10 protein-coding genes are annotated in these 14332 nt (G+C 70.6%); 4 read left to right on the top strand and 6 right to left on the bottom strand.

Annotation, left to right across the window (positions count from 1 at the left end; genetic code table 11):
• The first annotated feature begins 11 nt into the window (after positions 1-11).
• Positions 12-407: a hypothetical protein gene (locus A3Q37_RS30855; protein WP_065489628.1), complete on the top strand. Its 396-nt coding sequence runs from the start codon at positions 12-14 to the stop codon at positions 405-407.
• 65 nt (positions 408-472) lie between these two features.
• Here the strand turns inward: A3Q37_RS30855 and A3Q37_RS30860 are convergent, their stop codons facing one another.
• The 5 genes from A3Q37_RS30860 to A3Q37_RS30880 form a co-directional block, all read right to left on the bottom strand.
• Positions 473-1936, bottom strand: coding sequence for a glucoamylase family protein (locus tag A3Q37_RS30860; protein ID WP_065489630.1), 1464 nt, complete (start codon positions 1934-1936; stop codon positions 473-475).
• Positions 1937-2088: 152 nt separating this feature from the next.
• Positions 2089-3294, bottom strand: coding sequence for a glycoside hydrolase family 1 protein (locus A3Q37_RS30865; RefSeq protein ID WP_065489635.1), 1206 nt, complete (start codon positions 3292-3294; stop codon positions 2089-2091).
• A 92-nt stretch (positions 3295-3386) separates the two neighbouring features.
• Entirely contained in the window at positions 3387-4265 is an 879-nt protein-coding gene (locus tag A3Q37_RS30870; protein WP_065489636.1) for a carbohydrate ABC transporter permease, read from the bottom strand.
• The gene (locus tag A3Q37_RS30875) at positions 4262-5251 is read right to left on the bottom strand and encodes a carbohydrate ABC transporter permease (RefSeq protein WP_065489638.1); all 990 of its coding nucleotides are present in this window, start codon (positions 5249-5251) and stop codon (positions 4262-4264) included. The genes A3Q37_RS30870 and A3Q37_RS30875 overlap by 4 nt, the downstream gene beginning before the upstream one ends.
• A 2-nt stretch (positions 5252-5253) precedes the next feature.
• Positions 5254-6498: a sugar ABC transporter substrate-binding protein gene (locus A3Q37_RS30880; protein ID WP_065489640.1), complete on the bottom strand. Its 1245-nt coding sequence runs from the start codon at positions 6496-6498 to the stop codon at positions 5254-5256.
• Between the two features lie 329 nt (positions 6499-6827).
• Between A3Q37_RS30880 and A3Q37_RS30885 the strand changes: the two genes are divergently transcribed.
• Positions 6828-7865 carry an acetylxylan esterase gene (locus A3Q37_RS30885; RefSeq protein WP_065489642.1) on the top strand — a complete coding sequence of 346 codons (1038 nt, stop codon included), beginning with the start codon at positions 6828-6830 and terminating at the stop codon, positions 7863-7865.
• Between the two features lie 202 nt (positions 7866-8067).
• On the opposite strand, the gene A3Q37_RS30890 is transcribed toward A3Q37_RS30885, so the two are convergent.
• Positions 8068-9138: a LacI family DNA-binding transcriptional regulator gene (locus A3Q37_RS30890; RefSeq protein ID WP_065489644.1), complete on the bottom strand. Its 1071-nt coding sequence runs from the start codon at positions 9136-9138 to the stop codon at positions 8068-8070.
• Positions 9139-9489: 351 nt separating this feature from the next.
• On the opposite strand from A3Q37_RS30890, the gene A3Q37_RS30895 reads away from it, so the two are divergent.
• Together A3Q37_RS30895 and typA are read left to right on the top strand one after the other, a co-directional pair.
• A complete protein-coding gene (locus A3Q37_RS30895) occupies positions 9490-11910 on the top strand; it encodes an ABC transporter substrate-binding protein (protein ID WP_065489646.1) in 2421 nt (806 codons plus the stop codon).
• 378 nt (positions 11911-12288) lie between these two features.
• Positions 12289-14163, top strand: a complete 1875-nt coding sequence (gene typA / locus A3Q37_RS30900; protein ID WP_065489648.1) for a translational GTPase TypA — start codon at positions 12289-12291, stop codon at positions 14161-14163.
• Positions 14164-14332 lie beyond the last annotated feature (169 nt).

Below are 14332 nucleotides of genomic sequence, written 5' to 3' on the forward strand. Positions count from 1 at the left end.
ATACTCCCGCCATGACCAATGCCTTGTCGCCCGGAGTCGTCGAGCGGGTTCGGGACGGACCTTGGTACCGCGTCCGCACAGATCGATTCGAGGCGTCGTTCGTGCTTGGTGCGGACGAGGTGCTGGAAGACGTCTGCAACATCGACGTAGAGGTGCGGATGTCGGCGGACGGCTCCCGCTGGACCGCGACCGTCTTCACTCTCGACGAGGTCCAGCGGCTGATGGAGAAGGGCTCCCGCACGGGCGAGGATCTGGGCGGACGCTACTTCTGGTGCTACGACGGTCTGATCGTCCGCGATCCCGGCATCGACAACATCATCGAGGTGCTCATAGGCCTGCTCGACGAGGGTGACTTCTGGCAGATTCTTCAGCGCATCGACGACGAGGGCAACCTGGGCGAGGCCTGATCCCGGCGCGGGGGCCACCGGGACAGCGCCCCCGTGCCGGCAAGGCTCTCTCCGTATCCTCGGCCTCAGATCGAGAACCGCTCCCGCTCCAGCAGCGGACGCACCCGGGACCGGAAACCCCCCGTGCGGAACGGGCGTTGCAGCAGGCCCGGGCGTAGCTCCTGGGCGAGTGCGGCGGCGATCATGCCCTGGTCCAGCGCGAGCATGAAGTCGCTGACCCGGCCCGTGGACACGTTCACCGAGTCGCGGAAGCCGAGGCCGTCCTCGTACGCGCCGAAGTCCCGCTCCAGTGCGCGCAGGTTGGCCACCGCCTCCCGGCGGGCGTACGGGAGGGCCAGGAACGAGGCGTGCGGGGTGACGACTCCGTTGGTGAACGCCGAGGGTGGGGGCAGGGGTTCGCCGTCCGTGGTGTGCGTGCGGTCCGTGTTGGAGGCGTAGCCGTCCACCTGCATGCCGAGCGCGTCGACCCCGTACTCCTGGTAGCCGTCCTCGGGGACGTTGGCGGGGGAGAAGCCCCAGTAGCCGTACCGCGCCTCCCGCAGGCCGTGGTCGATCTGGCCGCGTACGTAACGCTGATGGGTCACGCCCCACGCGCGCGGCGACCACTCCGGCTCCGGTACGAACAGCGGCACCATCAGCGCCTCGAACATCGAGCCGCCCCAGGTGGGCACCACCTTCCGGCCGCGGTGCGTGTAGTGGCCGTTCCATACGCGTACGCCGTCGACCGTGACGTAGCCGCCGCCCGGCCTCTGCTCCTGCTCGTGCTCCGGCAGCATCGTGCGCAGCAGGTGCCAGTAGTGGTCGCCGGGGAGCGAGCCGTCGGCTATGCCCAGGTAACTCGCCATGCGGGGCTCGGTGTTGAGCGCGCCGTAGTGGTGCGGGGTCGGTTCCTCCGTGTCCGTCCAGACGCCGCCGCGCAGCTGGCCGGGGCCCGCCACCGGGTCGGCCGGGTCGTACGGCGTGTAGAAGTACGACCAGTCGGCCGTGGCCAGGATGCGGTCGATGCGGGCGCATAGCGTCGGTGCCGCGTCGGCGGCTATCCGTAGGCCCGTCACCAGCCACGCGTTGTCCACGGAGGACAGGAACGGGCGCACCGGGGCGCCCGTGCCGGGCCACTCCGTCAGCACCGAACCGTCGTGTGCGTCGTACCAGTTGAGCCAGAAGCCGTGGTGGCGCTCCAGCTTCTCGACCGCCGTGACCGTACGGGTCAGGGACCGGAGCATCGCCCCCTCGCCGATCACCCCCAGGCCTGCCGCCGCCACCGTCGACCACAGGCCGCAGCCGATGTTGGTCGGGGAGGTCTGAGGGGACTGGGTGGGGGCTGCCTCGCTCCTGAGGTCGATCTTGTCGGTGACCAGGCCGAAGTCGGTCGTCATCGCCTCGATCGAGCGGTACGTGTCGACGAACCAGGTCCGAAGGAGACGCGGGTCGGCGGGGGAGGCCGCCGCTGCTGCGGGGGCTGTTACGGCTCCGAGCGACAGGGCCGCGGCCCCGGTCCCTGCGGCGGTGAGAAACGTGCGACGGTCCATCGGTCCGGCTCCTGGTGGCAGAAGGGGGAGAGGGGAACAGTGCTCGTGCGGGCGGCTCGGGAGCCGGCGGTCGTCAGGTTCCGCCGGCTCCCGGGCCGGAGGGAGCCGTCAGGTGGCTCCCCGTATCAAGGGCGCGCGAACGCGCGGGTGAATCAGGCTTCCGTGCGCGGGAGTTCGCGCGTGCGGCCCAGCGAGCCCAGCCACTTCGCCGAGTCGCGCGGGGTGCGCTCGAAGGTCTCCCAGTCGATCGCGATCAGGCCGAACGTGGCCTTGTACGTACCCCACTCGTAGTTGTCCAGCGCGCTCCACGCCAGGTAGCCCCGGATGTCGAGGCCGTCCTCCAGCGCCGAGGCGACCTCGCTCAAAGCGCCCGTGTAGTAGTCGACCCGGCGGCTGTCGTCGGCGGTCGCGATGCCGTTCTCCGTGACGATCAGCGGGACGTCCCCGACGACCTCGGCCGTGTGGCGCAGCGCCTCGCCGACCGCGCCCGGGTAGTACTCCCACGTCGTCAGCGTCCGCTCGACGTCCTCGGCCGCCGGGATCGGTCCGTCGGGGCCGATCCGCGTACGGGTGTAGGACTGCACGCCGATCCAGTCGTCGCCGCGCGCCGCCTCGATGAAGACGTCCTCGCGCGGGTGGCGGTAGGCGGCGGTGACGTCCTCCGCGCCGGGGAGGGCCTGGTAGACCTGGTTGGCGATGGTCCAGCCGACCTGGATGCCCGCGTCCAGGGCCCGGACCTCCTTCACCGCCGCGTGGTGGGCGGCGATGACGGCCTGGGTCGTGGCGTCGTCGGGGGTGGGCAGGCCGGCGGGCGGGAAGCTGTTGTCGCCGCGCTTGGCCTGGCCCGCCATCACGGCGATCATGTTCGGCTCGTTGATCGTGCAGACGTGCCGTACGCCTTCGGAGATCACCGGGGCGCAGGCCGCGACGTACCGCGCGAACAGCTCCACCGCCCCCTCCGCCGTCCAGCCGCCGCGCGCCTCGAACCACTGCGGGACCGTGAAGTGGTGCAGGGTCACCATCGGGCGCAGGCCGCGCTCGATCGCGCCCTCCACCATCCGCCGGTAGTGGGCGAGTTGGGCGCGCGAGAAGCGGCCCTCGACCGGCTCGATACGGGCCCACTCGATGGAGAACCGGTAGTCGGTGAAGCCGAGCGAGGCCAGCAGGTCCATGTCCTCGGGCCAGCGGTGGTAGCTGTCGCAGGCGTCCAGGCTCGGCTCCGCGATGTGGGTGCCGGCGGCGTGCTCCTTGACCCACCAGTCGCAGTCGGTGTTGTTGCCCTCGATCTGGTGGGCGGCCGTCGACGCGCCCCAGAGGAAGCCCTCGGGGAACGGGACGGGAGCAGGCGTGTGTGTCATCGCGACATGTCTTTCTGGTGGTGGTGAGGGGTGTGGCCGCGCTCGTTACGGAGTGGGGTGCGGCCGCTACGTGAAGTCGGCTGATCCGGGGGCTACTTCATGCCCGCCGTGGCGATGCCCTGCGTGAAGTGCCGTTGCAGCGCGATGAACACGACCAGCACCGGCAGCACGATCAGGAAGGCCCCGGCCATCAGCATCCCGTTGGAGCCGCCCGCCTTGTTGGGGTCGGTGGCGAAGGTCGCCAGGGCGACCGGGAGGGTGTACTTGTCGGGGTCGTTGGTCGCGATCAGCGGCCAGACGAAGTTGTTCCAGGAGCCCAGGAACGTGAAGATCGACAGTGTCGCGAGCGCGGGCTTCACCAGCGGCATCACGATCCGCCAGAAGATGTACCACTCGCTCGCGCCGTCCATCCGGGCCGCCTCCAGCAGCTCGTCCGGGATCGACTGCATGAACTGGCGCATCAGGAAGACCCCGAAGGCCCCGGCGGCGAACGGCAGCACCAGACCCGCGTAACTGTCGATCAGCTTCAGCCTGCTCATCAGCACGAACAGCGGCAGCAGCATCAGGTTGCCGGGCACCATCAGCGCACCGAGCACCAGGCCGAAGATCTTGTTGCGGCCGACGAAGTTCAGCTTCGCCAGGGCGTAGCCGAGCATCGAGCAGAAGACCAGGTTCGAGACGGTCACCAGGACCGCCACGATCACCGAGTTCATGAAGTACAGCGGCAGGTCCAGCTTGTCGAGCAGCTGCCGGAAGTTGGTCAGCGTCCACTCGGTGGGGATCCACACCGGCGGGCTCGCCGACAGCTCGCTCTGCGTCTTGAAGGCGGAGATCCCCATCCAGAGGAAGGGCGCCGACATGACCAGCAGGCCGAGCGAGAGCAGGACGTAGATCAGGGGGCGGGTGGTGCTCCGCTTCGGACGGGACCCCTTGCCCAGGTTCTTGACCGGGGCGCTGCTGGTGGCGCTCATTTCGTGTTGTCCTTCAGCAGTCGGAGCTGGAGCACCGTGATGCCCATGATCACCACGAACAGGACGTACGCCATCGCGCTCGCGTAGCCCATGTGGAAGAAGTTGAACCCTTCGCGGTACATGTTCAGCGAGACCGTGAGGGTCGAGTCGGACGGGCCGCCCTGCGTCATCACGAACGGCTCCTCGAACACGTTGAGGTAGCCGATCGTCGTGATCACCGTGGCGTAGAGGACCGTCGGGCGCAGCAGCGGAACCGTGATGGACCGGAACTCGTGCCAGACGTTCGCGCCGTCGAGCTTCGCCGCCTCCCGTACTTCGGTGGGGATCGCCTGGAGGCCCGCGATGAACAGCACCATCACCGTTCCGACGTTCCGCCAGACCGCCATGACGATCAGCGACGGCATCGCCAGCGTCTCGGAGCCGAGGAAGTCCGGTGCGGTCCAGCCCACTTCGGAGAAGAGGCCCGCGATCAGCCCGTCGCTCGGGTCGAGCACGAACCGCCAGACGACGGCCACCGCGACGATGGTCGTGACCACCGGGGCGTAGAAGCCGACCCGGAAGAACGTCCGCGCCCGGTCGATGCCGTTGTTCAGCAGGACGGCGACGACCAGCCCGATCCCGATCGTCAGCGGTACGCCGACGACCACGAAGTACCCCGTGTTGAAGAGGGACTTGAGGAACTTCTCGTCACCGAAGAGCTCGACGTAATTCTCGAATCCGATGAACTCCGCCTCCCACGGGCGCGTCACATTGCGCAGCCCGAAGTCGGTGAAGCTCATCGCCAGCGTGGCGAGGATCGGGAACGCCATGAAGACGGCGAACAGGACGAGGAACGGGGTGGAGAACAGCCAGCCCGCCGCGTTCTGCATGCCCAGCGTCCGCTTGCGGCGGCTGCCGTCGCCCGGGGCGGAGGCCGGTGCGGTCCCCGCCTTCGCGGGTCGCGCGGCCTTCTCGGCCGTGATCGTCGTGGTGGTCGAGGTGCCCATGGCTACTGCTTCACGAGGCCTTCGATCTCGGACTGCGCCGTCTTCAGCGCGTCCTCGGCGGAAGCCTTGCCCTGCGTCACCTTGGCGATGGCCTGGTCCACCTTGTCGGTGATCTCGGTCCAGTTGGCCAGGGACGGCGAGGACTTGGCGGAGTCCATCTGCTGCTTGAACGTCTGGAGGCCGGCGTCGTCGGCGAGGACGCCGGCCTCCCACGCGGAGGTGTTGGCGGGCAGGTCCTTCGTCCGCTCGTACCAGTCGGACTGGCCCTTCGTGTCGGTCAGGTACTGGATGAACTCGGTGGCCGCCGCCTTGTGTTCGCTGTCCCGGGAGACGACGAGCGAGGAGCCGCCGGCCATCGAGGTGGACGAGGCGTCCGCCGGAACGGGGGCGATGGCCCACTTGCCCTTGATCTGCGGCTGGCCCTCGTCGAGCAGCGTCACGTGCCAGGGGCCGCCGAAGAACATCGGGACCCGGCCGTTGCCGAAGTCCTTCACCACGTCGTAGCCGGGCTGCACGGACTTGTTGGCCAGGCCCTTGTCGAAGTAACTGCCGTACTCCTTCAGCGCCTTGACCGCAGCCGGGCTGTCGATGACCGCCTCACCCCGGTCGTTGACGATCTCGCCGCCCGCCGAGTACAGGAAGGAGTAGAAGTTCTGCACGGTGTCCAGGCCGCTGGGCTGGATGGACAGGCCCCACTTCGTACCGGCCTTCTTCTGGTACGCGCCGGCCAGGTCCTGGAGCTCTTTCCAGTTCGCCGGGGGCTTGCTCACGCCCGCCTTCTCGGCCAGGTCCGTGCGGTAGTAGAGGACCCGGGTGTCGACGTACCACGGCACGCCGTACGCCGTGCCGTCCACCTCGCCCTGCTCCCAGCCCGCCGGGAAGAAGTCCTTCTTGTCAAAGACCTTGGTGTCCACCGGCTCCAGCACGCCCAGCTCGGCGAACTCGCCCATGTAGCTCCCGCCCATCTGCGCCACGTCGGGCAGGGTGCCCGCCGCCGCTGCCGAGACGAGCTTCTGGTGGGCGACGTCCCAGCCGATCGGGGTCACCTTCACGGTGATGTTCGGGTTGGCCTTCTCGTAGACCTCGGCCACGTCCGCGAGCTTCTCGCCCTCGGCGCCCATGGCCCACACGGTGAGCGTCTGCTTCTCGTCGGCCGCGACGTCGCCGCCGGAGGAGCCGCAGGCGGAGAGGGTCACGGCGAGGGCGAGCGCTATGCCGGCGGGAGCGGTTCTGGCGATGCGGGACATGGGAGGGCTCCTCCTTGAGCATTCCGGATGCTGCGCGATGCGCTATGTATGCGCTGCCTGTAAGCGCATACATCACTCTGCGCCAGGCGTTCGTGAATCCGCAAGAGGGTGGTGGGTCACACTCGTGCAACGCGCTCGACATCTCGGCGTCTTGTCGCCCGATGCCTCGGCGTCCTGTCTCCCGACATCGCGGCGTCCTGTCGCCCGACGTTCCGGCGTCCTGTCGTTGAACCGTAAACGCGCCGTTTGTGGAACAACAGGCGATGTGGCCGATTCGTCGATCCCGGGGGCCGGACTCCCGTCGGTGACGCGGCGTCTACCCTCGCCGCATGGCCTCATCCGTCGCGCTCTCCCACGGCTTCCCGTTCGACCCGGCCTACGGGTACGACGCGCCGGACGCGCTGCTCTCCGTTCCCGCCCCGCCCGCCCCGGACGACTTCGACGCGTTCTGGCGCGGCCGGTACGCGCGCGCCCGGGCGGTGGACCCCCGGCCGGTCCTCGGTCCCGTGGAGGAGGAGCGCGACGGCGTCCGCGTCCGCGGCGTCACCTTCACCTCCGTGGGCGGCGTCCGGCTCGGCGGCTGGCTCGCGCTGCCCGCCGAGGGGCCTGTGCGGTACGGATTCGTCGTCGGGCACGGGTACGGCGGCCGCCAGGGACCCGGCCGGGACCTCCCGGCGCCGCTGCCCGGGGCGGCCGTGATCCTGCCGTGCGTACGGGGCATGGGGGAGCGGAGCCGGGTGGACTCCGTCCCGGACGTGGCCGACGCGCATGTCCTGCACGGCATCGGTTCCCGTACGTCGTACGTCATCGGGGACTGCGCGGCCGACCTGTGGTGCGCCGCCTCCGCCCTCACCGCCCTGGTGCCGGAGCTGGCGGCGGCCGGGCAGCCGGGCGGGCCGCGCCTCGGCTACCTCGGCGAGAGCTTCGGCGGCGGGCTCGGGGCCCTCGCGCTGCCCTGGGACGACCGCTTCGGCGCGGCCCAGCTCACCGTCCCCACCTTCGGCAACCACCCGCTGCGGCTCACCCTGCCCTGCGCGGGCAGCGGCGAGGCGGTCCGGGCGCACCACCGCGAACACCCCGAGATCGAGGAGGTCCTGCGCTACTTCGACGCGGCCACGGCGGCGACCCGGCTGACGCTGCCCACGCTGGTCGCGGCCGCGCTGTTCGACCCGTCGGTGCCGCCGCCGGGGCAGTTCGCCGTATACAACGCGCTGGCCGGCGAGCGCGAGCTCCAGGTGCTGACGGCGGGGCACTTCGCGTACCGGGGGATGACGGCCGAGGCGGCGGAACTGGACGCGCGGCGGACGCGGTTCTTCGGGGAGTGGCTGGGGGGCGGTGGGGTGATGCCGGTCGCCCCGCGTGGCTGAGGGGTCGCGTGGCTGAGGGGGCTGCGTGCCCGAGGGGGCGCCCGGCGGGGGTCGGTTGCCTCGTGGGGGCTGTTGGGCTGATCCCGGCCGCCCGGCGATGGGCGCGCGCTCGAAGGGCCTGGACCCCTCGCCGTAGCCCGACCCCCGCCCCGTAACCCGGGCCCCGCCCCGTAACCCGGGCCCCGGCCCGTAACCCGCGCCCTCAGCCGCAGCCGCAGCTCGCCCTGCGGGTCACCGAGACCGGCAGTTCCAGGGAGACCGGGGCGCGGCCCGGGTCCGCCAGGCGTTGGACCAGGAGCTCCACCGCCTCCTCGCCCAGCCGGCGGATCGGCTGGCGGACGGTTGTCAGGGCCGGGCGGACCAGGCGGCTCAGCGGGATCCCGTCGAACCCGGTCACCGCGATGTCCTCCGGCACCCGCACCCCGCGCCGCTCCAGGGCCTGGAGCGCCCCGACCGCCATCTGGTCGTTGGCGAACAGCATCGCCTCCGGCCGCTCCACCCCCGTACCCTCCGACCGGTCCAGCAGGGCGTCCGCCGCCAGCGCGCCCTCGGCCTGCGTCATCATCCCGGCGCGCACCTCCGGGCGGGAGGGCACCGGAAGCCCTGCGTCCCGGCACGCGTCCTGGAAGCCCCGGAACCGGGCCTCGGCGTCAGGCGCCTGCTCCTCGCCGCCGACGAACGCCAGCCGGCGCAGCCCGTGGTCCTCGATCAGATGGCGGGTCAGCTCCCGCTCGCCCTCGGCGTTGGCCACCACGATGTGGTCCAGGTGGTCGATCTCGCGCGGTCCGGAGAGCATCACCACCGGCAGCCGGCGCGATATCACCTCCAGGTCCTCGGTCGGCACCGTCTGCGCCAGCACGGCGAACCCGTCGACCCGCCCCGCCACCTTCGCCACCAGGCTCTCCGGGCCGCCGTCCAGCGAGGCCGCGATCAGCAGCGCGTAACCGTGCCGCCGGGCTGCCCGCTCCATGCCGCGGATGACCTGGTCGGAGTAGAGCATGACGGCCTGGTCGTCGTCCGCGTCGCTCGCGGCGGCGGCGATCTCGGCGTCCTGGTCCGCGAAGTCGGGGAAGCACAGCCCGAGCACGCCCGTGGTCCGGCTGGCCAGGCCCCGGGCGCTGCCGCTCGGTACGTACCCCAGCTCGCGGGCCGCCTCCATGACCTTCTCGCGGGTCTGTACGCGTACGGAATCGGGGTTCCGGTAGACCCGGGAGACCGTGGCAATGGAGACGCCCGACCGCTCGGCGACGTCGTACACCGTGGGGGCGCTCACTCGACCGACCGTCCGTCCGCTCTTCTTCCGCGAGGCGATCACGAGGCTCGTGAAAGCGCATTCACCCTAAATCCTGGGCCGTGGGAGGAGCAAGGCCGTTCGATCCGGCGTGCCGGGGCTCACGTCCGCTCACGCGCGGTCGCGGCCGGGGGTGAGGCGGGGGCAAGCGGAACGTTCCTCCGCGCGGGTGAGCTTGCGGCCTCCGGTCGTCGTGTCGGCGCCCCCTCGCGCGAAGAGGCGCTTTCAGTAAGCGGAAGGAATCAGTGTGATCAACTGCAAATGCCACTACATACGCACTATCCGGTCCATTCCGGTACGGGGTGGTCCGGGCCGGCCCCGGAGGTATCAGCCATGTCCCACGTCGGCGTCCCGCGCGGGACGGTTCGAAAGCGCCGATCGCTCGCGCTCCTCACGACGGGGGTGCTCACGATCCCCGTGCTGGCGGGGTGCAGCTCCGGCGGTGAGGAGACCTCCCGCGGCGTGCCGCAGGACATCGCTCCCGCTGCCCGCGCGGCGGTCACCGACGGCTCGACGGCGAACTGGGCGGTCGACGCGCTGCCCGCCACCTTCAACGCGTTCCAGGCGGACGCGGACAGCGCCACCACCCGGATCACCGGGGCCCTGCTCCCGACCCTGTTCCCGATGGACCGGACCGGGCAGCCGAAGCTCAACCCGGACTACCTGGAGTCCGCGAAGATCATCGAGCGCGAGCCCAAGCAGGTCGTGCTCTACAAGCTCAACCAGCAGGCGGTGTGGAGCGACGGGCGGGAGATCGGGGCCCCCGACTTCGTCGCCCAGTGGCGGGCGCTCCGCGGCAAGGACTCCGCGTTCTGGACCGCCCGCAACTCCGGCTACGAGCGCATCGAGAAGATCGAGCGGGGCGCGGACGACCTCCAGGTGCGGGTCACGTTCTCCAAGCCGTACGCCGACTGGCGCTCGCTGTTCTCGCCGCTCTACCCGAAGGAGATCACCGGGTCGCCGGACGCCTTCAACGACGGCGCGCGCACCACCCTGAAGAACACCGCCGGGCCCTTCGTCCTGCGCAGCGTGAGCAAGTCCAAGGGCACCGTCACGCTGGCCCGCAACCCGCGCTGGTGGGGCGACAAGGCCAAGCTGGACACCCTCGTCTTCCGGGCGGTCGCCCCGAAGGACCGCACCCAGGCCCTCGCCGACGGCACGGTGGACATCGCCGACATCGACGCGGCCACCGCCGACCGCATCACGCTCGCCCGCCGCGACAGCGGCAGCAACGGCCAGCCCCTCAACCACGGCCCGGGCTCCGAGATCACGCCCGCCCAGGCCCTGCGCTCCTGGGCCCAGGCGCACGGCTCCGACGAGGAGGCGGCGGAGATCGCGCAGGCCGCCCGGGAGAAGAACCGCAAGGCCGTCGCCGCGTACGCCACCGAGCAGAAGGCCCTCCGCGACTTCGCCGTCCGCAAGTCCCTGGAGCCCGCCTACACCCAGCTCGCGCTGAACGGCGAGTCCGGTCCGCTCGCCGACGACCGGGTCCGCCGGGCCGTGGCCCGCGCCCTGGACCGCGGGGAGCTGGCCCGGACCGTGCTGGGGCCGCTGGGCCTCCCGGCGAAGCCGCTCGGCAGCCACCTCGCCCTCGCGGGGCAGCCCGGCTACAAGGACGGCAGCGGCGCGCTCGGCGAGCAGAACACCAAGGAGGCCCAGGCCCTGCTGGCGGACGCCGGCTGGACCCGGGGCGGCGCGGCCGAGCCGCCCAAGGACACCAAGGCGGGCAGCGAGGCGGAGAAGAAGGGCGACGCCGCCGAGAAGGACGCCGAGAAGGACAAGGACACCAAGAGCGAGAAGGACGGGAAGAAGACCGAGGACAGCACCGACAAGGAGAACAGCGGCACCGCGGACTCCGAGGACGCCGAGGAATCCGCCGCCGAGCGCAAGAAGGCCGACTCCGCCTCCGCCGACACCGCCGCCTCCCGCGACGACGGCCTCTACATCGTCGGCGACGACAACAAGCCCGGCGCCCCCGCCCCCGCCACCGTCGGCAGCGCCTCCGCCGTCCACGTCCTCGCCCCCGCCCGGACCGCCGCCGCCCAGGGCACCGCCCTCCTCCGCCAGGCCGGCGTCCTCGGTGAGGACAACGCCGTCGCCGCCACGGACAAGCAGCCCGGGGGAGCCGCCGGCGCGTACGCCCCCGTCGGCACCGCCGCCCCGGCGCCCGCCGCGGCCAAGGGGCAGCTCGGCAAGGACGGCAAGACGCTGACCCTGCGGTTCGTGCTCCCCTCCGGGCCCGGCTCCCAGTCGCTGCGCAGCGTCGGCGACAAGATCGCCGCGATGCTGGAGAAGATCGGCGTCGGCACGGAGATCACCAAGGTCCCCGACGAGAGCTACTTCAAGGACCACATCGCCTCCGGCGCGTACGATCTGGCGCTCTACTCCTGGCCCGCCACCGCCTACCCCGCCACCGACGGACGCCCGATCTACGCCAAGCCGGAGCCCGCCACCGACGGCTCGCTCCTCGTGGAGCAGAACTACACCCGGGTCGGCACCGACCACATCGACCAGCTCTTCGACCGGGCCGCGTCCGAGCTGGACGAGAAGGCCGCCCGGGAGCTGATGAAGCAGGCCGACGCCCGGATCTGGGCCGCCGCCGGATCGATCCCGCTCTTCCAGCGCCCGCAGCTCGTCGCGGTCGACAAGAAGCTCGCGAACGTCGGGGCGTTCGGCTTCGCCGCCCCCCGGTACCAGGACATCGGGTTCAAGAACCGGCAAGCGGCAGGATCCCCCGCAGACCGCAAGAAGTAGCAGGTAAATACCACACCCTCCCGCCGCCAAGCTCAGATGCACCTCAAAACCCTTGCCCGCCGGTTCGCCCGGCGGGCAGTGTGGTTTCTGCCCTGACCCGGGCCGTTCGTCGCTTCACCTCTCCTCACCCCCCACATAGCTCCACCGCAGCTCCGCCCGCATTCCGGCCACATCGGTGGCCCGGCAGCACCTTGACACCGGCTGAATATCGCCTGAATCACACGGGAAGACCGCCTCCGCGGATCGGCCCGGGAAGCCCGGCGCGCCCGAGGCCCGTACGATGGGACGAGCCGTGGCGTGCCGCCCGGCGGGCGTACGAGGACTCGAAGACCGACTGAGACGCCTGATCCCACGATCCGAGAGAAGCGCAAGCCACCCATGCCCACGCGCCACGACATCCGTAACGTAGCCATCGTCGCCCACGTCGACCACGGCAAGACCACGCTGGTCGACGCCATGCTGAAGCAGGCCGGCTCCTTCGCCGCGCACGCTGCCGAGTCGCTCGACGACCGGATGATGGACTCGAACGACCTGGAGCGTGAGAAGGGCATCACGATCCTCGCCAAGAACACGGCGGTGAAGTATCACCCCAAGGACGGCGGGGACCCGATCACGATCAACATCATCGACACCCCCGGTCACGCCGACTTCGGCGGCGAGGTCGAGCGTGGTCTGTCGATGGTGGACGCCGTCGTGCTGCTCGTCGACGCCTCCGAGGGCCCGCTGCCCCAGACCCGCTTCGTGCTGCGCAAGGCGCTTGCCGCGAAGATGCCGGTCATCCTCTGCATCAACAAGACGGACCGCCCCGACTCCCGGATCGCCGAGGTCGTCGACGAGACGTACGACCTGTTCCTGGACCTGGACGCGGACGAGGACCAGATCGAGTTCCCGATCGTCTACGCCTGCGCCCGTGACGGCGTCGCCTCGCTGACCAAGCCCGAGGACGGCACCGTCCCGCAGGACAGCGACAACCTGGAGCCGTTCTTCAACACGATCCTGGCGCACGTCCCGGCCCCCGAGTTCGACGAGGCCGCGCCGCTCCAGGCCCACGTCACCAACCTGGACGCCGACAACTTCCTCGGCCGTATCGCGCTCTGCCGCGTCGAGCAGGGCGAGCTGCGCAAGGGCCAGACCGTCACCTGGATCAAGCGCGACGGCACCATGTCCAACGTCCGCATCACCGAGCTGCTGATGACCGAGGCGCTCACCCGCAAGCCCGCCGAGGTGGCGGGCCCCGGTGACATCTGCGCCATCGCCGGTATCCCGGACATCATGATCGGCGAGACCCTGGCCGACCCGGAGAACCCGATCGCGCTGCCGCTGATCACGGTCGACGAGCCCGCCATCTCGATGACCATCGGCACCAACACCTCGCCGCTCGTCGGCAAGGGCGGCAAGGGCCACAAGGTCACCGCCCGCCAGGTGAAGGACCGCCTGGACCGCGAGCTGATCGGTAACGTCTCGCTCCGCGTCCTGGACACCGAGCGCCCCGACGCCTGGGAGGTCCAGGGCCGTGGTGAGCTGGCGCTCGCCATCCTGGTCGAGCAGATGCGCCGCGAGGGCTTCGAGCTGACCGTCGGCAAGCCCGAGGTCGTCACCAAGCAGGTCGACGGCAAGACGTACGAGCCGATCGAGCGCATGACGATCGACTCCCCCGAGGAGCACCTCGGCGCCATCACCCAGCTCATGGCGACCCGCAAGGGCCGTATGGAGACCATGACGAACCACGGCTCCGGCTGGGTCCGCATGGAGTGGATCGTTCCGTCGCGCGGCCTCATCGGCTTCCGTACGGAGTTCCTGACCCAGACCCGCGGCACCGGCATCGCGCACTCCATCTTCGAGGGCCACGAGCCGTGGTTCGGCGAGCTGCGCACCCGTCACAACGGCTCCCTGGTCGCCGACCGCGCGGGCTCGGTCACGCCGTTCGCGATGGTCAACCTCCAGGAGCGCGGTGTCATCTTCACCGAGGCCGGCACCGAGGTGTACGAGGGCATGATCATCGGCGAGAACTCCCGCGCCGACGACATGGACGTGAACATCACCAAGGAGAAGAAGCTCACCAACATGCGTGCGGCCTCCGCGGACACCACGGAGAACGTGGTCCCGGCCCGCAAGCTGTCGCTGGAGCAGTCCCTGGAGTTCTGCCGCGAGGACGAGTGCATCGAGGTCACCCCGGAGACCGTGCGGATCCGCAAGGTCGTCCTGGACCAGCGCGAGCGCAGCCGCGCCGCCTCGCGCGCCAAGCACGGCTGAGCCCGCGCCAGGAGCCGCCCCCGAGCCTCCGCTGAGCCCTTCCGAGGGCCCGGGGGCTGCCGGAGGCACACGCTCCGTATGCGCAGGCCCGTACCGGCGTGGGTCACCCCGTCGGACGGACCGTCAGCACAGGCATTGACAGAAGGCCCGGCCCACCACGGAGACTGTG

Source organism: Streptomyces sp. PTY087I2, assembly GCF_001687325.1.
Classification (GTDB): domain Bacteria; phylum Actinomycetota; class Actinomycetes; order Streptomycetales; family Streptomycetaceae; genus Streptomyces.

What these genes read in the sequence shown, in the direction of transcription:
- A3Q37_RS30855 (WP_065489628.1), top strand. Translation starts at nt 12, where the DNA reads ATGACCAATGCCTTGTCGCCCGGAGTCGTCGAGCGGGTTCGGGACGGA.
- A3Q37_RS30860 (WP_065489630.1), bottom strand. Translation starts at nt 1,936, where the DNA reads ATGGACCGTCGCACGTTTCTCACCGCCGCAGGGACCGGGGCCGCGGCC.
- A3Q37_RS30865 (WP_065489635.1), bottom strand. Translation starts at nt 3,294, where the DNA reads ATGACACACACGCCTGCTCCCGTCCCGTTCCCCGAGGGCTTCCTCTGG.
- A3Q37_RS30870 (WP_065489636.1), bottom strand. Translation starts at nt 4,265, where the DNA reads ATGAGCGCCACCAGCAGCGCCCCGGTCAAGAACCTGGGCAAGGGGTCC.
- A3Q37_RS30875 (WP_065489638.1), bottom strand. Translation starts at nt 5,251, where the DNA reads ATGGGCACCTCGACCACCACGACGATCACGGCCGAGAAGGCCGCGCGA.
- A3Q37_RS30880 (WP_065489640.1), bottom strand. Translation starts at nt 6,498, where the DNA reads ATGTCCCGCATCGCCAGAACCGCTCCCGCCGGCATAGCGCTCGCCCTC.
- A3Q37_RS30885 (WP_065489642.1), top strand. Translation starts at nt 6,828, where the DNA reads ATGGCCTCATCCGTCGCGCTCTCCCACGGCTTCCCGTTCGACCCGGCC.
- A3Q37_RS30895 (WP_065489646.1), top strand. Translation starts at nt 9,490, where the DNA reads ATGTCCCACGTCGGCGTCCCGCGCGGGACGGTTCGAAAGCGCCGATCG.
- typA (WP_065489648.1), top strand. Translation starts at nt 12,289, where the DNA reads ATGCCCACGCGCCACGACATCCGTAACGTAGCCATCGTCGCCCACGTC.